Here is a 24,461-nt window from a genome sequence, read left to right on the forward strand (position 1 = left end):
CAGACCGGAACTTGTCAAATACACCGGTATGAATAATAACCGGTATGTACCTTGCAAATTAACTCCCCACACGATTTACATTCGGACAAGAAAAAATAAGGCAGCGACCATGACCTCAAGCGGCAACCCCACCGTTGGCGGCCCGTCCCCCGGAGGCCTCTACCACCCGATGTTCGAACACGACGCCTGCGGCGTAGGTATGATTTGCGACCTGCGAAACCGTCGCACCCACGATCTGGTTCGTGACGCCCTGCAGATCCTGGTGAACCTGACCCACCGGGGCGCATGCGGCTGCGACGAAACCACCGGCGATGGGGCCGGCATCCTCTTGCAGATGCCCCATATCTTTCTTGAATCGGCCGCCAGGGAGGCAGGCATTCACCTGCCGGCCGAAGGAAAGTATGCCGCCGGGCTGGTGTTTCTGCCCACCGACAAGGCCAGCCGCGAGGCGGTTGAGTCCATGGTGGCCCAGTCCGTCCAGGACCACGGGCTCACCTTTTTGGGGTGGCGGTCGGTACCCGTCAACCCGGAGGCATGCGGCGATCTGGCCCGGCGGGTGATGCCGGTCATCCGGATGGTCCTGGTGGGCAGAGGCGACGCCGACGGCTTCGAACGCCGGCTTTACCTGGCCCGACGGTCCGCGGAAAACCGGGTCCGCCGCCAGGCATTATCGGCCGATGCTGAACTGTTTCACATCGCCAGCCTGTCTTCGCGCACCCTGGTGTATAAAGGCATGCTGCTGGCGGATCAGATGACCGCTTTCTACCCGGACCTGGCCGATCCGACCATGGCCAGTGCCCTGGCTCTGGTGCATCAGCGATACAGCACCAATACCTTTCCCTCTTGGGACCTTGCCCAGCCTTTCCGCTACCTGTGCCACAACGGCGAAATCAATACCGTGCGGGGCAACGTGAACTGGATGCGGGCCAGGGAGCCTTTGTTTCGTTCCGATGGATTCGGCGGCCACATGGCCGAACTCTTCCCGGTCGCCACCCCGGGGGCCAGCGATTCGGCCATCCTGGACAACGCCCTGGAACTGCTCCTGCACACCGGCCGCCCCCTGGCCCAGTGCATGATGATGCTGATTCCCGAAGCCTGGCAGCACCACGAGACCATGAGTCCGGCCAAAAAAGATTTTTACGCCTATCATGCCTGCCTGATGGAGCCCTGGGACGGCCCGGCGGCCATCGCCTTCACCGACGGACGCCAGGTGGGCGCCGTGCTGGACCGCAACGGCCTGCGCCCCAGCCGCTACACGGTCACCCGCGACGACCGGGTCATCATGGCCTCGGAAACCGGTGTGCTGCCGGTGGACCCGGCCAACGTGGCCTTCAAGGGGCGCCTGGAGCCCGGACGCATGTTCCTGGTGGATCTGGACCAGGGCCGCATCGTCCACGACGACGAAATCAAAGCTGCCATGGCCGCCAGAAAACCCTATGGCCGCTGGTTGAAAGACAACCAGGTGCACCTGTCCGACCTGGCGCCGGCGGACCCGCCTGCGGCTGTCCAAGGGGAAGCGCTGCAGCGCGAACAGCACCGCTTCGGCTACACGGATGAAGACCTCAAAATCGTCCTGGGCCCCATGGCCGCTAAGGGCGTCGAACCCACCGGGTCCATGGGCGACGACATCCCCCTGGCAATTCTTTCCAGCCGACCCCGTTTGCTGTACGACTATTTCCGCCAGTTGTTTGCCCAGGTGACCAACCCGCCTCTGGACGCCATTCGGGAAAAACTGGTCACGGCCCTGTCGGCCACCATCGGACGAGAACACAACCTGTTCGAAGAAACGCCCCTGCACTGCCGCCAGTTGATTCTGGACCACCCCATGCTCACGCCGGCCCAGCTCAGCGCCATCCGTGCCAGCGGCCATGGCGAGCTGCGCGCCGCCGATTTGAACATCTGCTGGCCATTGGACGAAAGCGGCCTCGGGCTGATCCAGGCCCTGGAGTCCCTGTGTCGCTACGCCGTCCGCCAGGTGGAAGCCGGTGCCCGCCTGCTGGTACTGTCCGACCGGGAGATTCCCGAAGGACAGGCCCCCATGCCGGCCCTGCTGGCCACCGCCGCCGTCCACCATCACCTCATCGCCGTCGGCATGCGCGCCCGCTGCGGCCTGATCGTGGAAACCGGCGAAGCCCGCGAAATCCACCATATCTGCTGCCTGCTGGGCTATGGGGCCGGGGCCGTGGTGCCCTGGCTGGCACTGGACACCATCGCCGACCTGGCCCACGACAACCGCCTGGACGGCATCGACGCGGCCACGGCCCAATCGCTTTACTTTGCGGCCATCGACAAGGGCATCCTCAAGGTCCTGTCCAAAATGGGGATCTCCACCCTGCAAAGCTACCACGGCGCCCAGATCTTCGAATGCGTCGGCCTCGACCCGTCGGTGACCCGGCGCTGGTTCGGCGACACCGTGTCGCGCATCGGCGGTGCGAACATGGATACCCTGGCCAGGGAAATTGCAGCCCGTTGCGCACCTGCCGACAGGCCAACGGACAACCCGCTGCTTGCAGTCGGGGGCCGCTACAAGTGGCGCCGGGGCGGCGAGGTCCACCAATACAACCCGGAGACCATCCCCTTGATTCAACAGGCCGTGCGCCGGGATGACGCCGATGCCTGGCAGCGCTATTGCCGGGCGGTGCAAGGCCTCAACCGGGAGGAAGGGCTGATCCGTGGCCGCTTCGAATTCACCGACACCGACACGCCCCTGCCCCTGGAAGCAGTGGAACCCTGGACCGAGATCGTCAAGCGCTTCAAAACCGGCGCCATGTCCTACGGCTCCATCAGCAAAGAGGCCCACGAGACCCAGGCCATCGCCATGAACCGCATCGGCGGACGAAGCAACAGCGGCGAGGGCGGTGAGGACGCCGACCGCTTCACCCGCGATCCCAACGGCAACTGGCGCAACAGCGCCATCAAGCAGATCGCCTCGGGCCGCTTCGGTGTTACCATCGCCTACCTGGCCAGCGCCGGGGAGCTGCAGATCAAGATGGCCCAGGGAGCCAAGCCGGGCGAGGGGGGCCAGCTGCCCGGCGAAAAGGTCTATCCCTGGATCGCCAAGACCCGCCACAGCACACCATGGGTGGGCCTGATCTCGCCGCCGCCCCACCACGACATTTACTCCATCGAAGACCTGGCTCAGCTGATCTATGACCTCAAATGCGCCAACCCCCGGGCGCGCATCAACGTCAAACTGGTCTCCGAGGTGGGCGTGGGCACGGTGGCCGCCGGGGTGGCCAAAGCCGGCGCCGACGTCATCCTGATCAGCGGCGAGTCAGGCGGCACCGGCGCGGCCCCTTTAACCGCCATCCGTTACGGGGGCCTGCCCTGGGAACTGGGCCTTTCCGAAACCCAGCAGACCCTGATCCAAAACGGCCTGCGAGACCGGGTGGTGCTCGAATGCGACGGCCAGTTGAAAACCGCCCACGACATCGCCGTGGCTTGCCTGCTGGGCGCCCAGGAATTCGGGTTCGGCACCATTTCCCTGGTGGCCCTGGGCTGCGTCATGATGCGGGTGTGCCATCTGAACACCTGCCCGGTGGGCATCGCCACCCAGGACCCCGAGCTGCGAAAGAAATTCACCGGCAAGCCCGAACACCTGGTCCGGCTGATGCGGTTTATTGCCGAAGACCTGCGCGCCATCATGGCCCGGCTGGGATTTCGCAGCATCGACGAAATGAGCGGCCGGGTGGACCGGCTGCGCATCGCCGCGTCCGACGGCCATTGGAAAAGCGCCGGCCTGGATCTCGGCCCCGTGCTGCACCGGCCTGCCGTCCCGCCCCACATCCAGCGCCTGTGCATCCCCAAGGGGCTGATGCAGGCCGGGGACGACCCGCCTGACGCCGACCTGATCGCCCGGGCCGCGCCGGCCCTGGAGCACAAAACCCCGGTGACCATCGATTTGGCCATTTCCAATGTGCGGCGCACCCTGGGTACCCGGCTCAGCTACGAGGTGGCCCGGCGCCACGGACAAATGGGTCTGCCTGACGACTCCATCGTGATCAACGCCGCCGGCAGCGCCGGCCAGAGCTTCATGGCTTTCGGTGCCGCCGGTATCAGCGTGCACGTGCGCGGGGATGCCAACGACTACTTCGGCAAGGGGCTCTCCGGGGCTGTGCTCTCCATTCGACCGCCTGCACGGTCCTCTTTCATCGCCGAGGAAAACATCATTATCGGCAACGTGGCCCTGTACGGGGCCACTTCCGGCCGGACCTTCATTTGCGGCCGGGCCGGCGAACGCTTCGCCGTGCGCAACAGCGGCGCCGTGGCTGTGGTGGAAGGCGTGGGCGACCACGGCTGTGAGTATATGACCGGTGGCCGGGTGGTGGTCCTGGGCCCCACGGGACGCAATTTCGCCGCCGGCATGAGCGGCGGCATCGCCTATGTGCTGGACGACGAAAACGGCTGGTTCCGGCAGTTCGGCTGTAACCGGGACGCGGTTGAATTAGAGGCCCTATACACCGCCGATGCCGAAGACGTGGCCCGTTACCTTGAAGCCCATCTGAAAATGACCGGCAGCGACGTGGCCCGGCGCCTTCTGGAAAACCGGAACGCTTTAGGTGCGGCGTTCGTCAAGGTGATGCCCATCGAATACAAGCGGGCCCTGGCCCGGACGAGCGCTGAGCCGGACAAGAGCTGAGAAAGGAAATAGCGGCCATGGGAAAACCGACCGGATTCAAGGAATACGACCGGCAACTGCCCGAACGACGAACAGTGGAAGAGCGTGTCGGGGATTTCAAGGAAATTTACCGGCCTTTTTCCGAATCAGCCCTGCGCGACCAGGCGGCCCGCTGCATGGACTGCGGCGTGCCCACCTGCCACGCCGGCTGCCCTTTGGGCAACCGCATCCCGGACTGGAACGACGAGGTTTACCGGGACCGCTGGAAAGCCGCCCTGACGCTGCTTTTGTCCACCAACAACTTTCCCGAATTCACCGGTCGCCTCTGCCCGGCTCCCTGCGAGGAGGCCTGCGTTTTGGCCATCGATGCTCCGGCGGTGACCATCGAACAGATCGAAAAAACCATCATCGAACACGCCTTTGACCAGGGCTGGGTCCAGCCCCAACCGCCGACCCGGCGCACAGGCAAGCGCGTGGCCGTGATCGGCTCGGGGCCGGCCGGCCTGGCCTGCGCCGGCCAGCTCAATCGGGCCGGCCACACGGTCACTGTCATCGAACGGGATGCCCGTCCCGGCGGGCTGCTGCGCTACGGCATTCCCGACTTCAAGCTGGAAAAGACCGTGGTGGACCGGCGCATCGCGCTCATGGAAGCCGAAGGCATCCAATTTCAAAACGGTCTTCAGGCCGGCGTGGATATCAGCGCCGATGATCTGTACGCAGATTACGACGCATTGGTGCTCTGCTGCGGTTCCACCCGCCCTCGCGATCTGCCCCTGCCCGGCCGCGACCTGGCCGGCATCCACAACGCCATGGAGTTTCTCACCGGCCAGAACCGGGTCCTGTCCGGCGAAGCCCGGTCGCTGGACATCAGTGCCAAAGGAAAAAAGGCGATCGTCATCGGCGGCGGGGACACGGGAAGCGACTGCATCGGTACCTGCCACCGCCAGGAGGCGTCATCGGTGGTCAATTTCGAGCTGCTGCCCCAGCCTCCCGAAGACCGCCCCGATGCCCAGCCATGGCCGTACTGGCCCGTGCGCCTGCGCACCAGCAGCAGCCACGAGGAGGGTGGCCAGCGCCACTGGAATATCCTCACCAGACAATTCATCGGCGATCGGGGCAGGGTCGTCGCCCTGGAGACGTTAGAAGTGCGCTGGATCGAGGAAAACGGCCGTCCGGTGCGGTTCGAGGAGATAGATGGAACGCAGCGGCGCTGGCCGGCGGATCTGGTATTGCTGGCCCTGGGGTTCGCCGGTCCGGAAGCGGACACCATCGTGGCCCAGTTGGATCTGGCCCTGGACGACCGGGGCAACATCCGCACCGAAGACAATCACATGACCTCGCGCCCCGGCGTTTTTGCCGCCGGCGATGCCCGCCGGGGACAGTCCCTGGTGGTGTGGGCCATTTCCGAAGGTCGGGAGGCGGCCCGAAACGTGGATCGATTTCTTATGGGCCACAGCGACCTGCCGGCCAAGGCCTGCTGCGATCTTCCCAGGGCCTGATCCAGACGGCCTCAATCCCCTCTGACGTGACCGATCACTGACTGCTTGACAACATTTGGCGATCAGCTTAGCGTGGATTAAAGCCCTGCAAACGCCGTTTCTCCTTTAACCGGAACGAACCGAAGGGCAAACCACCGGCGGCACCCACCATCGAAAGGCGATCGCCATGGATTATTTCGACTACCGCGAAAACGAACTGTGGGCCGAAGAGATCCGCGTGAGTGATCTGGCCAGGCAATTCGGCACCCCGTTGTATGTTTATTCCGCCAGGACCTTAAGGCGCCATGTCAACGTCTTCGACGAAGCACTGGCCGGACTGGACCACCTGACCTGCTTCTCGGTCAAAGCCAACGGCAACATCCATATTTTGCGACTACTGGGCAGTATGGGTTCCGGTGTGGACATCGTTTCCGGCGGAGAGCTGTTCCGGGCCATCATGGCCGGCATTCCCCCTGCCAAGATCGTTTACTCGGGGGTGGGCAAGCAGGACCACGAGATTCGCGAAGCCCTGGCGGCGAACATTCTCATGTTCAACGTCGAGTCCGTGGCGGAACTGGAGCGCATCAGCCAGATCGCGACGGAAATGGGCGCCGTGGCCCGCATCAGTCTGCGCATCAACCCCGACGTGGACCCCAAAACCCATCCCTACATCTCCACTGGGCTGAAAAAAAACAAGTTCGGCCTGGACATGCTGGAGGCCACCGGGGCCTACCTGATGGCCAAAAAGCTGCCCGCGGTCTCGCCCATAGGCATGGACTGCCACATCGGCTCCCAGCTCACGCAGATCGATCCGTTTGTGGAAACCCTGGAAAAACTGCTGGCCTTTATCGACCGGTTGAAAACCTCGGGCATCGACATCCGCTACCTGGACTTGGGCGGCGGGTTGGGCATCACCTACGACGAGGAGACGCCGCCCCAGCCGGCAGACTTGGGCCGCGTCGTGGCCGAAGCGGTGCGCGAAAGAGGCCTGACCGTTATTCTGGAGCCGGGCCGCGCCATTGCAGGCAATGCCGGCATTCTCGTCACAAAGGTCCTTTACACCAAGAAAACGCGCGCCAAGAATTTTATCATCGTGGATGCCGCCATGAACGACCTGGTTCGCCCCTCATTGTATGGCGCCTACCACCACATCGGCGAAGTGGCGCCCAAAAAGCGGAAAAAACTAAAGGTTGATGTGGTGGGCCCCATCTGCGAAAGCTCCGATTTTCTGGCCCAGGACCGCCTGCTGCCCGAGGTGGCTTCCGGAGAGCTGCTGGCGATATTCTCAGCCGGAGCCTACGGCTTTGCCATGTCTTCCCAATACAACGCACGCCCCCGCGCCGCAGAGGTGATCGTGGACGCCGAGCAGATTACCCTGGCCCGCAGGCGGGAGACCTATGGGGACCTGGTGGCTCTGGAGGGCTAAGCGCACCTGCGCCCGTTTCCCATGCTCCGAGTACCGCATCTTGCCAAAATCCCCGAAGACCTGTAGATTGTTGCGCCATATTTCGCTCACCGTTGAACAGGAGACGCCATGCCTCGCCCCAAAGTGATCCTTCATCGCTGTGAATCCTACGACGTGGACCGTATCGCCGACATCATCCGAACCTCCATCGAGGAGTTGAACCTGGACATCCGGGGCAAGGTTTTCGTCAAACCCAACATCGTTACGGCCAACCGGCGCTATATCCACAACTCCTTCACCCATCCGGCCGTCGTCGAGGCCATGGTTCGCGTTTTGGGCGGCAAGCCGGTCGAAGACATCTGTATCGGGGAATCCGGCGGATTCGGTATTCCGTCGCGCCTGTTTTTCCGGGAGTCCGGGTTTACGCAGATGGCCAAAAAAATAGGCGTTCGCCTGGTGGATCTCAACGAACACCCCATGGATACCGTCAGCCTGGCAAAGGGAGTCTGGCACAAAAAAATGCTGCTGTCCCGGTATATCCACAACGCCGATTTCAAGGTATGGATGCCCAAGCTCAAGTACCATATCGTGACCTCCATCACCCAGGCCCTCAAACTCAACATCGGTATTCTGTCCCACAAGGAGCGCATGCTCTTTCACGATTATCGGCTCCACGATAAAATCGTGGACATGCTGGAGCCGGGGTTTCCGGGGCTGGTGGTTTCCGATGCCATCGACATCACCTATGGGTTCGAATCCGCCCCCTATCCGGTGCGGCTGGGTCTGCTGCTGATTGCCGACCACCCCCTGGCCGCCGATGCGGTGGCCGCCACGATCATGGGCTACGCCCCCCATGGAATCAAGCATTTGCAAATCGCCGCGGATCGCGGATACGGGACCCTGGATCTGGAAGATTACGACATCGGCGGAGATGTCACCATCGATGAGCTGCGCCAAGTGCCCAAGGGCCAGACGCGTCTGTTCCAGTTTTTGGACGAACTGGACACGCCCATGCAGTTTTACGCCGGCACGGCGCCGGGAACCGACACCATCTGCGACGGAGGGTGCGAATGTGCGATCAAGGGCTGTTTGGGCACCATCGAAAAGCGTACCCCCGGCGCCTTGAAATCGGCCCGTAAAGGGGCTCTGGTAACGGGGATCTACAAGGGCGACGTGATCATGCCCGACGGCCCCGTGGTGCTGATCGGCGACTGCACGCGGGTAGAGGGCCAGCTGACGGCCGCCAAGGTCCACCACATCAAAGGATGCCCCATGGGCGCCCGCGATCTGTTCCTAAAGATTCCCCGAATTTTCAATATGCCCAACCCCATGCTGGACCATCGGGATGCGGGCCTGTTTCTCTATCACACCGCGGCCAAGGGCCTTTGCATTCTTAAAAATCGGCTGTTGCCGGACCGGCACGCATGGTGATCGACGGATAGGGGCAATCGGGCAAATTGACAGCCCCGATTGCGGGTGCTATGTCCAATCCGGAGTTCGTTTCAATTCAATACCTGCTCGGCAGCAGTAGACCGTCCATTTCAAACTGCAAGCGGATTTGAATCCGCATTTCCCCCGCGCATCTCTCCGATCCGGCCGCTCGAGCATTGATCTCACCCAAAAAGGGAAGCCCGTTCATGACCGTTTTTCTCTGGATCGCAATCGCTGTTTTCCTGCTGGCCGCCGGCTGGGGATTGCATCTTTTGCGCCTTCAGAATCGCAAGATTCGAAAGCTCAAACGCTCCCTGCTGGAAGCCCACCACAAAACCCATCAGCAGCAGGAAACCCATACGGAAAGCCTAACCCATTGGGAACAGACCGAAGAAAAACTGCGCGGTTTCCTCCAACTGATGGACACCCTGTTGAACACCATTCCCAATCCCATCTATTACAAGGATTCTCAAGGCGTATACCAGGGCTGCAACAAGGTGTTCGCCAAGCAGGTGTTGGGCCTCACCCGCGATCGCATCATCGGCAAACGCCCCCAGGAGCTGACCGACGCCATGCCGGCCGATCTGGCCGCCGTGTACCAGCGCGAAGAACACATCATGCTCGAAAAAGCCGATTTCCACACCTTCGAGGCTCCGGTGCAGTGTGCCGACGGTCAGCGCCGCGATTTTCTGTTCAGTCTGGCGCCGGTCCTGGACCGTGAGGGACAGGTAGACGGTAGCGTGGCCGTGCTTGCGGATCTGACCGAAAAAAACCGGGCCGCCCGGCACCGCATCCAGAAGGAAAAGCTGGAAGGCGTGCTGGAAACCGCCGGCGCCGTCTGCCACGAATTGAACCAACCCCTGCAGGCCATTTCCGGCTACACGGAGCTGATGGCCATGAAGCTGGACGGCCACGAAGCCCGACCCTATATCGACAAGCTCACCACCCAGATCGAACGCATGCGCGACATTACCGACAAGCTCCAGGGCGTCACCCGCTATGAGACCAAAGACTATGCCGGCAATACCAAAATCATCGATCTCAACAAAGCGTCCACAACTGAAAAAATCATTCGCTGAATCGCCATGATCGCTATCCTGGCAGCCAACTTCGTGGTGCTGGTTCATCTGGCGTTCATTTTGTTCGTCGTCCTGGGCGGTTTTCTTGCACTGCGGTGGCGCAAAATCGCTCTGGTGCATCTTCCCTGCGTTTTGTGGGGCGTGATGATCGAATGGGTCGGGTGGCTGTGCCCGTTGACGCCTTTGGAGTATCGCCTGCGGAGACTGGCCGGGGAAGCCGGATACAGCGGGGGTTTTGTCGATCACTACATCATGCCGCTGGTCTATCCGGCGGGATTGACGCGAAACATGCAGATCGGACTTGGCGTCTTTGTTCTCGGAATGAATCTGCTCGTGTATGGCCGGGTGCTGATGGTTCAACAACAACGCAAAAAGAGGGCCTCAAACAGATAGCGGCCGAATGATTGGATCCATAGGGGGGGTTGCACCCTCCCGCACTCCTAACTGTTATGGAATGTTTTTTATTTGTCTGTATCTGTTTTTTTCAGCCCGTCCACGTTAAAAACGACCAACTCGCTGAAAACCGGTCTGTTATCCAAAGAGGAATCCTTTCATGAGCAATCACAGCCAACAAATTTCGCTTTCCAAAGTTATGGCCGCCCGGCAGATCATCCGGCCGCACCTGTCGCCGACACCCCTGCGGCGATATCCGAGCCTGGACCGTCACATCGGCGCAACGGTATTCGTCAAACACGAAAACCACAATCCCACGGGCACATTCAAAATTCGCGGCGGAATCAATCTCATGCACCACTTGGCAACGAGCGAGACCTCCGGAGTGATCACCTATTCCACGGGCAACCATGGTACATCGGTGGCCACCAGCGCACGCATGGCCGGGTTGAAAGCTGTTGTCGTGGTTCCCAAGGGATCAAACCCGTTGAAAGTGCAGGCCATCAAAGATGCCGGCGCCGAATTGATCGAACATGGTGAAGATTTTGAAGCGGCCGGCCAGAAAGTGGCGCAACTCGTGGAAGAACGGGGGCTTTATTTCGTGCATCCAGCCAATGAACCCCACCTGATCAACGGGGTGGGAACCGAATTTTTCGAAATTCTGGAACATCTGCCGAACCTGGACGTAATGATCGTGCCCATCGGGGCGGGCAGCGAGGTGGCGGCAGCCATCACCGTACTTAAAGGAATCCGACCGGAAGTGGAAATCATCGCCGTTCAGGCCGAGGCCTCCCCGGCGGCCTATCGATCCTGGAAGGCGGGCAAGATCGTGTCCGACTCCAACACCACCTTTGCCGGCGGCGTGGCCACCGGCGTCGCCTATGAGATTCCGTTTGCCCTGTACAAGGACGCCCTGGCGGATTTTGTTCTGCTGACCGAGGCGGAACTATACGAAGGCATCGCCCTGGCCTCTTACCACACGCGCAACCTCACGGAAGGGGCCGGGTCGGCCTGTCTGCGGGCAGCATTCAAGATCCGGAATCGACTGGCGGGAAAAACCGTTGCCATCCAGATGAGCGGCGGCAACGCGTCGGGTACTGAGCTGCAACAGGCCATGTCGCTGCAGTGCTTGCTGGATGGAGCCTGTTAAAGGCAAACTCGATTATCCGAACACATAACGGAGTTGCTCCATGCGCAGGGGAATCTCCGAGAGGGCGTCTTCTTTGATCCGTTCGTCAATTCCCAGATCTTCCATCGCTTGTGCGATCGCTTCCGGCGTTTGCTGTCCCAGGCCGAAACCGGCGGCCTTGGCAAGCATATCGGCCCGTTGAATGATCTGAAGAGCCCTGGGCGTCGTTTCTGGATCATCCATGCGATGGTGCCGCTTAACCAGACTGGCAAAAATTTCCGGGTAGCCCATTTTTTCCAGAATGGCTGCCCCGAGTCGTTCGTGATGGCTTTTCATGGCCGCGTACAGGTCGCCCATGTCCACCTCCTGGGTTCCCTTTTTGCGTTGAACCATTTCACCGGCCACCTGGATCATCAGCAATTTCCCGATGTCATGCAACAGGCCGATGGAAAAGACGTCTTCCTCCACCTTCCATCCGAGTCGTTCAGCCACCCAGTCCGCTGTGTGGGCACAGGCCAGAGAGTGCCACCATAGTGTTTCGACCATCTCCCTGTACGGACGGTGGTTTGTGACAAAATAGCCCTGGCAGCAGATGGACATGACCACTTCACGGGTCCGGTCAAGCCCCAGGCGGCTGGTGGCCTGGGTCAAGTTCGCACTCTTTTTGACGCCGCGGTAGTAGGCCGAATTGGACGCACGGATCAATTTTGTGGCCACTGCCAGGTCCTGCTGGAGCAGATCCACCACTTCCTTGATCTCCGCGTTGCAGTCGATCATCTGCCTTAATTTCATTGCGATTTTCGGCGCCGGCGGTAGACTCGGATCATCCTTTTCGATTTTCCGGTTGATCGTATCCAGAACCGCGGACATCTCTATGATGGTTACGCCGGGGGTGGTGCCTTCCGCTGATGCCGTCCGGCTTTCCAGAAGGCCGTACTTGTTTATCTTGCCGAACAGCACGGTTTTGTCCAAGGGTTTGCCGAGAAATTCGTCGGCACCCCTCATCAGGCAATCCGTTTTCAGTTGCCGTCCGGACAACGCCGTGGTCACAAAGATGCGAACCTTTTTCTCCGATGGTACCGCTAACTGCTCCTCGATCCCCCGCAACGCCGTAAGGATCGAGGTTTCCTGGCTATCAGTCGATTCGATATCGATCAAAAGCAGCTCATACGGCTTGCCGGCCTCAAGCGCTTCGCGGAAGACGGTCTCCGCGGACAAACCATCCTGGGCCTCGTCACAATGACCCATACTTTGCAAAAGCATGGTTGCGTTGGTCTTGCTGGAAGGGTCGCTGTCGATTACCAATATTCGCACAAGCTGCTCCAACGGCTAAAGTTCAAGTCGTTCCACTCCTGCTGACCGGCCGGTAAACCAGGGGCGTGAATTCCGTCAGCAAGAAATGTTTATAATCACTATTTTACCCTCAATTCAAGGCTGCTGGAGGTTTTTCTTATAATCGGTTAGATTGTCAAGGACGCGAATTGATTCCGGATGGGCAAAGATGCAGCTCGGTACGTAAACCTTGACACCATCCATCCGTTTTTGGCAAATACCCCTTTAAAAAAATAAACAGCTGCCTTTTGCCGTGCCCCCGTGCCCGGAATATGGCAAGCCTAAACCCAATCCTGCAAAACCATTGACAGACGAGCTAATAGGAGAATCAACATGTTGAAATTAGGAGAAAAAGGCGCAATTTTGCAGCGGGACAAACAGACCTATGCCATCGCCCCCCACATCCCCTGCGGCGTGGTCACCCCCCAGTTGTTGCGCACCATCGCCGATGTGGCTGAAAAATTCGAAGCCCAGGCCATAAAGATCACCGGTGCCACCCGGGTGGCAATTGTGGGATTGAAGGAAAAAGACATCGATGCGGCCTGGAACGAATTGCAACTGGAAAAAGGTGCCGCCGTAGGCCTGTGCGTACGCAGTGTGCGGGCCTGTCCGGGAACCACATTCTGCCGGCTGGGCAAACAGGATGCCTTGGGCATTGGCATGCAGTTAGACAAAAAATACCACAGCCTGCTGCTGCCGGGAAAATTCAAAATGGCCGTATCCGGCTGCCACTTGAGCTGCGCCGAATCCTGGGTCCGGGACATCGGCCTGATCGGACAAAAAGAGGGCTGGCAGATGGTGATTGGCGGCAACGTCGGGGCGGCACCTCGAATCGCCCAGGAATTGGCGGTGGAACTGGACGATAAGCAAGTTCTGGAGGCCGTGGAAAAAACCGTGCAATGCTACCGCGAGGTGGCCAACAAGGGCGAACGACTGGGGAAGACCATCGACCGGCTGGGGCTGAAGCCCTTCATCGAAGCCCTGTCCTGAAACACCATAGCGGCAAATACCTGGCGACAAGCGCACAAACAAAAAAGGGGAAATCGCATTTGGTTTGCGATTTCCCCTTTTTGTTGGAGGGTTCTTTATGCCGGCAGATCGATGGCGTTTTCTGCCTTGAATTAAAAATAAGTGCTGTGATGGATCAATTCAAGTCGGCAGGCACAATCTTTTTCAAATTCTTCTCAGACTGCTGCCAAAAACCATGAGTCCGGCACCGAAAAGAATCATGGTCACCGGCTCGGAAAGCACGTTTATCGGCAGTGCTCCGGAACCGATAACCTTTGCTTTCCGCCCAATTGACCGCAGGCCGCCATGATGGCCCCACCTTTTTCGCCCCGCTGCCTGACGAAGACTTTCTCCGCCACCAGCCAGGAACGAAACTGCTCAACCGCATCCGGGGAAGGCGCTTGCAGACCGGAATCGGGCGTCGGATTATAAGCGATCAGGTTTAATTTAACGGGAAGCGGCTTCAGGTAGCGGGCCAGGGCACGGGCGTGCTCCGGCCGGTCGTTGATGCCCTGAATTAATACATATTCAATGAAGCATGCGGATTTTTTTCTCAACGGGTACCTGAGCAGAGATGCCTTCAGGGCGGCCATGGGATTGTTCCGGTTAACCGGCATGATCCGGGAACGGACCTCATCGTTGGGGGCGTTGAGCGATATGGCCAGGTTGACCGGTCCGTCATCCAGCCGGGCAAGCCGGTCGATGCCATCGACCACACCGGCCGTGGAAACGGTGATGTATCGCCGGGCGATGTCCATCCCCCGCTGATCCTCGAGCACCCGGATCGCCTGGACCACATTGTCCAGATTGTCCAGCGGCTCTCCCATGCCCATGAAGACCACATTGCGCACGTCAACGCCGAGCCCATGGCGGGCAGTAAATATCTGCTCCACGATTTCTCCCGCATCCAGGTTGCGGATCAGTCCCATCTTGCCGGTGCGGCAGAAACGGCAGCCCATGCGGCAGCCAACCTGGGAGGAAACGCACAAGGTATGGCGTCGATGCATGGGGATGATCACCGACTCGATGTCCAGACCGTCATCCAGCCGGGTGACGAATTTGGCCACCCCGCCGTCGTCGATCCGTTTCACCACCTTGCCCCGCATCGGCCCAAGATCGGCTTCCGTTTGATCGAGCCATTGAGGAATGCGGTCCGCCGAGTCCAGGGCGGATAGGTCCGTTTGACCATTTTTCATGATCTGACGGTAAACCGGGCTGCTGTAATAGGCCTTTTTACCGTACCGATGAAAAGCGGCATCCACGAACTGATCGTGGGTGAGGGAAAAAATGTCCGACAACGGTCGCTGCCGTTTATCGGTGTTCATGCAAGCCTCTCAATATGTTTTTTCTTTCCTGCGAAAATATGATAGACAACCTGCTTTCGAGAAAAGCACCTATTAAATAACAATCTAAAATAAAAAGAGAAAGCGGTGCAACCGTTTATAATATAGCCGACCCGTTTAAAAGAGACAACGGCATCGACGCCGAACTGGAAGACTCCCTGATCCCCTTGCCATACCTGCATGCAGCATATAAAACCAGCCAAAAATCGGCCATCGCCCTGTCCGTTGTCAGCAATTTCGGACTGACAACCGATTGGGAAGACGACCGGGAGAGGCGGTTCATCGATGTCCACCCGCTGGGACGGCACCTGGACGTACAAACTGGGCGTCGCGTCCGCCCTCAATCCGACATGGAGTTTGTTTTCCGGCATCATCTGCGATCCGAGGCCCACTCCAGACGACACCCCGGACCCGCTGGTTCCCGCGGGAGATCGACTTGATTTTACCTTCGGTCTGGGGTTTGATAGGAGGGCTTGGCACATCGACGCGGCCTATCTTCTGGTTACGAGCGAGAACTGCCGCTTCGACAGCACCAATAGCGAGTTCAGCGATTGGGGCATGTCAACGGTTTCCGGGGAACTTGAGGATTTTGTTACCCATGCCTTGGCTATAAGAGTAAATTACCGATTTTAATCAGCGACCATCCGGCCGTTTCCGAATAGGCGCTAAACAAGGGAAAAGTAATGACGGAAAATACAACCACACCGACCGGCAACTTCATCACCGCCATCATCGAAGCGGATCTCGCTGCCAACAAGAACGACGGCAAGGTAGCTACCCGCTTTCCCCCGGAGCCCAATGGCTACCTGCACCTCGGCCATGCCAAGTCCATCTGCCTGAATTTCGGGGTGGCCAGGACCTACAGCGGCACCTGCAACCTGCGCTTCGACGACACCAATCCCACCAAGGAAGATGTCGAGTATGTGGATGCCATCATGGAGGATGTCCGCTGGCTGGGATTCGACTGGGAAGAACGCCTGCATTATGCCTCGGACTATTTCGAACAGCTTTATGAATTCGCCCTGCAGCTCATCCGATCCGGCAAAGCCTATGTGGATGATTTAAACGCCGACGAAATTCGGGAACACCGGGGCACCCTGACCGAACCGGGAAAAGAGAGCCCCTGGCGCGAACGCAGCATCGAAGAGAATATGGACTTGTTCACGCGCATGCGGGCCGGCGAATTCGAGGACGGCTCCCGGGTTCTGCGGGCCAAGATCGACATGGCCCACCCTAACCTGATCATGCGGGACCCCACGTTGTACCGCATCCGCAAGGCCAGTCACCACCGCACCGGCGACAAGTGGTGCATCTACCCCATGTACGACTTCACCCACTGCCTGTCGGACAGTATCGAGGGCATCACCCACAGCCTCTGCACCCTGGAATTCGAGAACAATCGCGCCCTGTACGATTGGGTGCTGGATAACGTCGAGGCGCCCTGCCATCCCCAGCAGATCGAGTTCGCCCGGCTGAACCTGAGCTACACGGTGCTGAGCAAGCGCAAGCTGATCCAACTGGTGGATGAAGGCCATGTCAGCGGATGGGACGATCCGCGCATGCCCACCATCTGCGGCATACGGCGCCGCGGCTTCACGCCGGAGGCCCTGCGCAACTTCTGCGACCGCATCGGCCTGGCCAAGCGCGACAGCGTGGTGGACGTGGCCCTTTTGGAGTTTAGCGTTCGCGAAGATCTGAACAAGCGGGCGCCAAGGGTTATGGGCGTGCTGCGACCGCTCAAGGTGGTCATCGAAAACTACCCCGAAGGCCAGGTGGACGAGCTGGAAGCGATCAACAACCCCGAAGATCCGGACGCCGGCAAACGCAAGGTCCCCTTTTCCCGGGAGATCTACATCGAACGCGACGACTTCATGGAAAACCCACCCAAGAAATTCTTCCGCCTGGGTCCGGGACGTGAAGTGCGCCTGCGCTACGCTTTTTTCGTTACCTGCACCGATGTAATCAAAGATGAAAAAACCGGGGAAGTGGTCGAGCTGCGCTGCACCTACGATCCTGCCACCCGCGGCGGCGACGCTCCGGACGGCCGCAAGGTCAAGGCCACGTTGCACTGGGTCTCGGCCGCCCACGCCGTGGAGGCCGAGGTGCGACTCTACGACCGTCTTTTCGACAAACCCAACCCGGACGAAAAGGTGGAAGGCAAAACCTACAAGGACTTCATCAACCCCGAGGCCCTGGAAATATTAAAGGGCTGCAAGCTGGAGCCCTGCCTGGCCCATGTGGAGCCGGGCTATTTCTGCCAGTTCGAACGCCTGGGGTACTTCTGCGTGGACAGCAGGGATTCGGCGCCCGGCGCCCTGGTGTTCAACCGGACCGTCACCTTGCGCGACGCCTGGGCCAAGCTGCAGAAGAAAGGCAAATAAGCCGCCTAAAGAAGAAAAGAACAGTCATTCGTCTCTCCGTCCAAATCCTCCCCCACCCGGTGTGAGAATGCGGAACCGGTCCCCGGGCTGCGCCAGAATTTCGTTTTTGGCGCCCAGGTACAGTTGCCGGCCGTCTTTGTGGATGAAGATGTTCTCCCCGCGCTGGCCCGGCTGGCCGCCTTCGAGTCCGTAGGGGGCGAAAACCCGGCGTTCGGAAAGGATGGCCATGTTCAGCGGTTCGAGAAATTCCACCTCGCGCACCAGTCCGTCCCCGCCACGGTGACGGCCGTCCCCGCCGGAGCCCTTGCGAATGGAAAATTCGCGCAGCAGCAAGGGATAGCGCCGCTCGAGGATTTCGGGATCGGTAATTCGGGTATTGGTCATGTGGGTGTGAACCCCGCTCTGGCCATGCCAGGTGGGGCCGGCACCGGCACCGCCGCCGATGGTTTCGTAGTAGCCGAAGCGCTCGTTGCCGAAGGTGAAATTGTTCATGCAGCCCTGGGAGGCTGCCGCCACGCCGAACGCCTTGAGAACCACGTCCACAACGCGCTGAGAGGTGAGTACGTTGCCGCCCACCACGGCGGCCTCGGTAGACGGGTCCAGCAGGCTGCCTTTGGGGATGTGGACGGTGATGGGAATCAGGCAGCCGTCGTTAAGGGGCAGGTCTTTTTCGATCAGGCAGCGCAGGCTGTATAGGATGGCAGAGCGAGTGACCGCCGAGGGCGCGTTGCAGTTGCCCCAGATCTCGGGACCCGTACCGGCAAAATCGAATACCGCGCTGCCGTCGCTGCGGTCGATGGTCAAAGAAAGAACGATGGGACTGCCGTCGTCCAGGTAGTCCACGGCGCGCACGGTGTCTTTCTCTTTCAATCCTTTGGCGCGGGAAAGCTCCGTCAACCGATTGCGCACCGCCCCTTCCGCGGCGTCCTGGACGTGGCCCATGTATGCCTGCACCACATCGAGGCCATAGTGGTCGACCATCTCCAGCACCAGTTCGATGCCTTTCTGGTTGGCGGCCACCTGGGCCTTGAGATCCGAAATGGTATCGGCCAGCAAACGGGTGCCGGAGATGGCCGGGCGCCCCGGCTGCGGCTTCAATTTGCCGGGAGCCAGCAGCAGATCGCCGATGCCCTCTTCCTGAAAGATGCCGTCTTCGACCAGCTTGAACGAGGTGATGCAGGCCCCTTCCTCTTCGATGCGCCGGGAGTTGGGAGGCATGGACCCGGGCGAGATACCGCCGATATCGGCATGATGGCCCCGGCTGGCCACCCAGAAAACGATCTCCTGCCCTTTGAACACCGGCGTAATCACGGTGATGTCGGGCAGGTGGCTGCCGCCGGCCGCCGGGTGGTTGGAAACCAGCACGTCGCCGGGTTTCAGCTTGCCGGACTGGCGCCGGATCTGTTCCCTGACCGCGGCGCTCATGGCACCTAAATGGACGGGCAGGTGGGGCGCGTTGGCCACCAGGGAGCCGTCGGGACCGAACATGGCGCAGGAGAAATCCAGCCGCTCCTTGATGTTGGTGGAAATGGCGGTTTTTTGAAGCATGCGGCCCATCTGTTCGGCGATGGACATGAACAGGTTGCTGAAAATGGACAGCTGTACAGGATCCACCCGCGTGTCCAGCCGGTCGGCGGTGCTGTCGCCAACCTGGATTTCGACATCGCCGTGGGCGCTGACGGAAGCCCGGCAGTCCGGCTCCACGACGATGGTGGCCGTGTCCTGAACGATAATGGCCGGTCCCTCGATGGTGTGACCGGCTTTAAGACCGGCCATCGGGTAGATGGCCGTTTCCCGCCAGCCGTCCTCGAAATAGCAGGGCTTGGTATCCACCGGTTTTGCCGGTGCATCGGCACAAGAGATGGGCACCTTGCTCAGCCCCGAGGCTTCACCCTGGGCGCGGACCCGCAGATCGTCCACAAGGATATCGCGCTGCTTCAGGTCGAAGCCGAACTCCCGGCGGTAGATGGCCTTGAATGCTGCGATAAATTCACCGTCCGCCGGCTCGGGGATCATCAGGGCCGTATCGGTTCCCTGGTAGCGCATGTTCAGGTAGCGGGTGGCCCGGATCCGATCGGGTGCGAACCCCTGATTGGCCAGTTCGCTGCGCGCCTCGGCTTCCAGGTTCTCCAGCCGGGCGACCAGGTTGGCGACACCGTCCTGGTGATAGATTTCGGCGGCCGGTTGCTGGCGTTCGGCCACAACTTCGGCCAGGCCGATGCCGTAGGCCGACAGAATGCCGGAAAAGCGGTGGATGAAGATTCTGGAAATGCCCAGGGCCCTGGCAATGGCGCAGGCATGCTGCGCGCCGGCGCCGCCGAAGGTGGCCAGAATATGTTCTTTGATATCGAAGCCACGCATGACCGAAATCTCGCGGATGGGCCGCACCATGGTTTCGTTGGCCACGCGGATAAACCCCATGGCCACCTCTTCCACGGACATGGGAGGCATGCCGGCCTGGCCGTAGTGCTCGTTGATGGCCGCGGTCAATTCCTCCATGGCCGCACGCGCTGCCTTCAGATCCAGCGGCTGGTCTTCGGTGGGCCCGAAAATATGCGGAAAGCAATCGGGCTGCAGCCGCCCCAAAACCAGGTTGGCATCGGTTACGGCCAGGTGGCCGTTTTTGCGGTAGCAGATCGGCCCGGGATGGGCGCCGGCCGACTCCGGCCCCACCATGAACATGCCGCTGTCGAAAAACAGCCGGCTGCCTCCTCCGGCGGCCACGGTTTTGATGTGCAGCTGGGGGGCCTGAATGCGGACGCCGGCGGTTTCGGTTTCGAAAACCAGCTCGTACTCGCCGCCGAAACGCGAGACGTCGGTGGAGGTGCCGCCCATATCGAATCCGATCACCGGCTGGCGCTCTTTCTGGCTGAAGGTGGTCATGGCGTAGCCCACCACCCCGCCGGCCGGTCCGGATAAAATGGCGCGGCTTCCGGTAAAATCATCGGCCCGGGCCAGCCCGCCGTCGGATTGCATGAAGAGCAGGTCGGTATCGACAAGCCCGCCGTCGAAACCCTGGCGGAAGCTGTTCAGATAGGTCTGGATGTGCGGATTGAGGTAGGCGTCGGTCATGGTCGTGTCGCCGCGGGCCACCAGCTTGACCATGGGCATCACCTGTGAGGAAAGGGAAATCTGGGCAAAGCCCATCGCTTCGGCCAGTCGGCCGACGGCCCGTTCGTGTTCCGGCCAGGCATAGGCGTGCATGAACACGACGGCCAGGCTGCGGATGCCCCGGTCCAGAATTTCCTGCAGGCGCGGCCGCAGCGCCTCGGCATCCAGGGGCTTCAGAACGACCATGCGTTCTCCGGTGATGCCTTGCACCACCGGCTGTTGGGGAGGATTTTCCTCATCTCTGAGCATACGCACCCGCTCGTCCACTTCCACCACGGTTTCGTAGAGCAGATCCGGTTTTTTGATTTCCAGATCGAAGATGTCGGGCCGGTCCTGATTGCCGATCTGCAGAATATCGCGGAACCCGTGGGTCACCAGAAGGGCGCAGCGGGCGCCCTTGCGCTCCAGAAGGGCGTTGGTGGCGACCGTGGTGCCCATGCGGATCCATTCGACCATCTCCGCCGGCACGCTGTTTTTGGGGATGTCGATACCGGTGGTTTCGGACAGGATGCGCCGGATGCCCTCGCGGGGGGCGTCGTCATAATTCTGGGGATCTTCCGACAGCAGCTTGACCACCTTAAAGCCAGGCTGGCCGGGCACTTCGGCGTAGATGTCGGTGAAGGTGCCGCCGCGGTCGATAGAAAAGCGGTATTTTTTGAGGTCGGGCATGAGAAACCGATAAATCCTTTTGTGAAAGAAAAGCCTATTGATGGGTGGTTTTCAACGATATTTCAAGGATATTCTTCTATTGTACACCTAATAAATTGAAAATATATCGGTTCTGTGGAATACAAAACCGGATATCATACGGTTCGGCTAATTATCACGACGGCTCAAAGCTGCTGGGCAATTGAAACACGAGACGCATTGGCGGGTCGTTTCAATTTCACGTATGGAAAAGCATATTGGATTCGAAAGTTTTACTCAGGACCCACCCGGGTGCTGGCAGTCCGCAACTTTCAATAAAAGGTTTTAAACTTCGCATATGACTATTGCTTTGATCGCCAACCCCAGTGCCGGCGGACAAAAAGGGACACGGATCATTCCCCGGGTGGAAGCCCTGCTTCGCCGGCATGGCATCGACTACCGGCTCTTTGTCACCCAGTACCATGAACATGCCCTGACGATTGCCGGTAAGCTCCCCCCGCAGCGGTTCGACGGCATCGTCTCCATGGGCGGCGACGGCACCAATTTCCATGTACTCAACGGTCTGCTAAAAAAATACGGCCCGGAGACGCTGCCGCCGTTGGGCATCATCCCCGTGGGCAGCGGCAACTCCTTTGCCCGGGACCTCGGCATCTGCTCCACCATGGATGGTCTCCAGGCGCTGGTACAAGGCGAGACGCGCTCGGTGGATGTATGTTCGTTCAGCCAGCAGGGAGACCTTTGGTATTTCGTTAACCTGGCAGGATTCGGCTTCGTCACCGATGTGGCCCGGACGGCCCACCAGTTGAAGCGTTGCGGCGATTTCAGTTATGTGCTGGGCGTGTTTTATCGTCTGATGGGCCTGCGCTTTCACCACATGGAACTGACCCTTGACGGCCGACGGATCGAAGCGGGCAACTGTTTCGTTGAATTCTGCAACTCCCGTTACACCGGAGGAAAAATGCTCATGGCCCCGGAGGCGAAGATTGACGACGGCTGGTTCGATGTGGTGGTGGTTGAGCCGCTGAGCCGTCTATCCCTGGTGACCACGTTTCCCAAAATTTTCAAAGGAACCCATGGGGAGAATCCGGCAGTGCGGTTCTTTAAAGTAAAAACGGCCGAAGTCGTTACAAATCCGTCCAAAATCCTGCTACCGGACGGTGAAATCTTCGGATCGACGCCGACCCGGATAGACATTCATCCCAAAATGGTGCGATACTTTTCATGAAATCATTGCGCTCGATACTGTTATGGACAGCGGGAACGCTATTTTTCGGATTCACGTTTCTGGTTCTGTCCGTGGGCCTTTTCGTCATGTCAAGGGAGCGGGTGTTCGCTCTGGCCCGCCGTTTTTTTGCTCTTCAAACCCGAATCATGGGCATCCGTCTGCAAGTGACCGGCCGCGAACATATCGATCCCGCCCGGACCTACCTGATCATGGGCAACCACCAGAGCCTGTTCGACCTGTTTGTCATCCCCTCGGCCCTGCCGGGCATCTATACGGCGGTGGAGGCGGCCTACCACTTCTCCATTCCGTTATGGGGCAGCCTGATCACCCGCTGGGGATGCATCCCCATCCATCGCCGGAATCTGGAAAAGGCCAAGGAGAGCCTTACCATCGCCAGAAAGCGCCTGGGGGGGGGTCTTTCTATCATCATCCTGCCCGAAGGCCACCGCACCCGCACCGGCAGGATGGGAGAATTCAAAAAAGGCCCATTTCATCTGGCGCGCCAGGCTGGCGCCGACATCCTGCCTTTCGCCATTCGGGGCCTGTTCGACTATAACGCCAAAGGCGCATTTCACCTGAATCCCAAACCGGTATCGGTCGCTATCGGCCGGCCGCTTCCCTATGAGACCTTTTACGGAATGACACCGGAAGATTTGCGGGATCATGTCCGCGGAGTGATTGCCGAACTGGCGGGGGAGGCATAAAACCAATCAATTACAGCTGATTTTCCTCACGAACCGAAACCCCGCTGCGTGACGGTGCCTGTGAATAGCTTTCTCGCCGGGATGCGCTGACGGCCTTGTTGGCGATATCCTGCACTTTTTCGTAAGCCTTCTCGCTCTTTTGGGAAAGATCGGCAATCTGGGCCGCCTGGGAAACCGCCATCTTTTCCAGGGCCTCGATTTTGCCGGCCAGCACATTCTTCTCACCGTCGAAGCGGGCCTGAATGAGGGCCTTTTCGCTTTCGAAATCACGGGACAACTGTTTGGTGTTATCGGCCACCGCTTTATCAACGGCGGCATCCAGCTGTTTGGGAAACCCATCCACCTCTTTTTGCAATCCATCGATCTCTTTTTCCCGGGCGGCAAGTGCTTCTTCGCGGGCATCGAGGGCCGCTGTGCGCTCCTGAACACTGGCTTCAAAATCGCTGCGCTTGGCGGCGATCTCCTTTTCCAAGGCTGCGAGTTCGTCTTCCAGTGCATTCTTGCGCTGCGCTTTTTCGCGGGCAAAGACATACTCGTACTCTTCCTTTTCCCGCTGGCGCTCTTTTTTCAAGCTTGCCTTCTCCTCTGCGACCTGACGGTCGTGATCGGTTTTCTCCCGCTGCCATTGATTGCGAAGCTCTTCCATTTCGGTCTCGAAGGCGGCTTTTTCTGCGGCCGTTTCCTGGTCGAATTGCTCTTTTTTGGCCCGCTGGGCTTCGATCAGGGCGGCCAGGTCGGAGGCGGCCGTCTCCACTTCGTAGATGGTGTCCAGTTCCGCCTGCTTGGTTTCGATGGCCGACTGGATTTTGCGGTAGGTCTCGATTTCCTTTTCGAAGCGTTCCGCCAGGTCACCGAGTTCCCGGCTGATTGCGCCGCGCAGGTCGTGGAGGCGTTTGATGGGGTCCTGAGCGGTCTGGGTGTCGGCCGTTGCCGTGGCCACCTCTTTTTCCATGCGTTTGCGCGCTTTTTCGGCGTCCAGCAGATCTTTGCTCTGGCTCTCGAAGCGCTTTTTGGCGATCTCGTATGCTTCCAGCAGCTCTTTCTTGGTATTGGCCATGGAGACGGCGGGCAAATCGGCTTGATCGTTCATGATGTTGTCCTCTGTGTTGATGGTTGTAGGATGGAATACGGAACTTTTTCTGTAATTGTAAAACCGGTCATGGCAGCCTTCTTCGT

The 24,461-nt window shown here is 59.7% G+C and carries 17 protein-coding genes; 12 read left to right on the top strand and 5 right to left on the bottom strand.

What is annotated here, in order from left to right:
* Positions 1-109: 109 nt before the first annotated feature.
* The 7 genes from gltB to GN111_RS20135 all read left to right on the top strand — a co-directional run bounded on the left by gltB (position 110) and on the right by GN111_RS20135 (position 11,554).
* Entirely contained in the window at positions 110-4,639 is a 4,530-nt protein-coding gene (gene gltB / locus GN111_RS20105; protein ID WP_155305465.1) for a glutamate synthase large subunit, read from the top strand.
* A gap of 17 nt (positions 4,640-4,656) precedes the next feature.
* The gene (locus GN111_RS20110) at positions 4,657-6,117 is read left to right on the top strand and encodes a glutamate synthase subunit beta (RefSeq protein WP_155305466.1); all 1,461 of its coding nucleotides are present in this window, start codon (positions 4,657-4,659) and stop codon (positions 6,115-6,117) included.
* 166 nt (positions 6,118-6,283) lie between these two features.
* Positions 6,284-7,522, top strand: coding sequence for a diaminopimelate decarboxylase (gene lysA, locus GN111_RS20115; RefSeq protein ID WP_155305467.1), 1,239 nt, complete (start codon positions 6,284-6,286; stop codon positions 7,520-7,522).
* Positions 7,523-7,630: 108 nt separating this feature from the next.
* Positions 7,631-8,932, top strand: coding sequence for a DUF362 domain-containing protein (locus GN111_RS20120; RefSeq protein ID WP_155305468.1), 1,302 nt, complete (start codon positions 7,631-7,633; stop codon positions 8,930-8,932).
* Between the two features lie 206 nt (positions 8,933-9,138).
* Entirely contained in the window at positions 9,139-10,011 is an 873-nt protein-coding gene (locus GN111_RS20125; protein ID WP_155305469.1) for a PAS domain-containing protein, read from the top strand.
* 6 nt (positions 10,012-10,017) lie between these two features.
* Positions 10,018-10,404, top strand: coding sequence for a DUF2784 domain-containing protein (locus tag GN111_RS20130; protein ID WP_155305470.1), 387 nt, complete (start codon positions 10,018-10,020; stop codon positions 10,402-10,404).
* Between the two features lie 160 nt (positions 10,405-10,564).
* Complete coding sequence (locus tag GN111_RS20135) at positions 10,565-11,554, top strand: threonine ammonia-lyase (protein ID WP_155305471.1); 990 nt, start codon at positions 10,565-10,567, stop codon at positions 11,552-11,554.
* Between the two features lie 12 nt (positions 11,555-11,566).
* Here GN111_RS20135 and GN111_RS20140 read toward each other — a convergent pair whose 3' ends face one another.
* Positions 11,567-12,847, bottom strand: coding sequence for an HDOD domain-containing protein (locus GN111_RS20140; RefSeq protein ID WP_155305472.1), 1,281 nt, complete (start codon positions 12,845-12,847; stop codon positions 11,567-11,569).
* A gap of 351 nt (positions 12,848-13,198) precedes the next feature.
* On the opposite strand from GN111_RS20140, the gene GN111_RS20145 reads away from it, so the two are divergent.
* Entirely contained in the window at positions 13,199-13,855 is a 657-nt protein-coding gene (locus tag GN111_RS20145; RefSeq protein WP_155305473.1) for a ferredoxin-like domain-containing protein, read from the top strand.
* A 263-nt stretch (positions 13,856-14,118) separates the two neighbouring features.
* Here the strand turns inward: GN111_RS20145 and rlmN are convergent, their stop codons facing one another.
* Positions 14,119-15,198, bottom strand: coding sequence for a dual-specificity RNA methyltransferase RlmN (gene rlmN, locus GN111_RS20150; protein ID WP_155305474.1), 1,080 nt, complete (start codon positions 15,196-15,198; stop codon positions 14,119-14,121).
* Complete coding sequence (locus GN111_RS20155) at positions 15,195-15,509, bottom strand: hypothetical protein (protein ID WP_155305475.1); 315 nt, start codon at positions 15,507-15,509, stop codon at positions 15,195-15,197. Before GN111_RS20155 ends, rlmN begins: the two co-directional genes overlap by 4 nt.
* Here GN111_RS20155 and GN111_RS20160 point away from each other — a divergent pair.
* On the top strand, positions 15,502-15,849 hold the full coding sequence (locus tag GN111_RS20160) for an outer membrane protein transport protein (RefSeq protein WP_155305476.1): 348 nt from the start codon (positions 15,502-15,504) through the stop codon (positions 15,847-15,849). The genes GN111_RS20155 and GN111_RS20160 overlap by 8 nt on opposite strands.
* Positions 15,850-15,899: 50 nt before the next feature.
* The gene (locus GN111_RS20165; RefSeq protein WP_155305477.1) at positions 15,900-17,597 is read left to right on the top strand and encodes a glutamine--tRNA ligase/YqeY domain fusion protein; all 1,698 of its coding nucleotides are present in this window, start codon (positions 15,900-15,902) and stop codon (positions 17,595-17,597) included.
* Between the two features lie 24 nt (positions 17,598-17,621).
* Here the strand turns inward: GN111_RS20165 and GN111_RS20170 are convergent, their stop codons facing one another.
* Positions 17,622-21,377 carry a hydantoinase B/oxoprolinase family protein gene (locus GN111_RS20170; RefSeq protein ID WP_155305478.1) on the bottom strand — a complete coding sequence of 1,252 codons (3,756 nt, stop codon included), beginning with the start codon at positions 21,375-21,377 and terminating at the stop codon, positions 17,622-17,624.
* Between the two features lie 316 nt (positions 21,378-21,693).
* Here GN111_RS20170 and GN111_RS20175 point away from each other — a divergent pair, with 316 nt between their 5' ends.
* Positions 21,694-22,581 carry a diacylglycerol/lipid kinase family protein gene (locus GN111_RS20175; protein WP_155305479.1) on the top strand — a complete coding sequence of 296 codons (888 nt, stop codon included), beginning with the start codon at positions 21,694-21,696 and terminating at the stop codon, positions 22,579-22,581.
* Positions 22,578-23,285 carry a lysophospholipid acyltransferase family protein gene (locus tag GN111_RS20180; RefSeq protein WP_155305480.1) on the top strand — a complete coding sequence of 236 codons (708 nt, stop codon included), beginning with the start codon at positions 22,578-22,580 and terminating at the stop codon, positions 23,283-23,285. Before GN111_RS20175 ends, GN111_RS20180 begins: the two co-directional genes overlap by 4 nt.
* Positions 23,286-23,295: 10 nt before the next feature.
* Here GN111_RS20180 and GN111_RS20185 read toward each other — a convergent pair whose 3' ends face one another.
* Positions 23,296-24,375 (bottom strand): coiled-coil domain-containing protein, encoded by a 1,080-nt coding sequence (locus GN111_RS20185; RefSeq protein WP_155305481.1) that lies wholly within the window; start codon positions 24,373-24,375, stop codon positions 23,296-23,298.
* Between the last annotated feature and the right edge of the window lie 86 nt (positions 24,376-24,461).

The sequence above is a fragment of the Desulfosarcina widdelii genome (assembly GCF_009688965.1).
Lineage (GTDB): Bacteria > Desulfobacterota > Desulfobacteria > Desulfobacterales > Desulfosarcinaceae > Desulfosarcina > Desulfosarcina widdelii.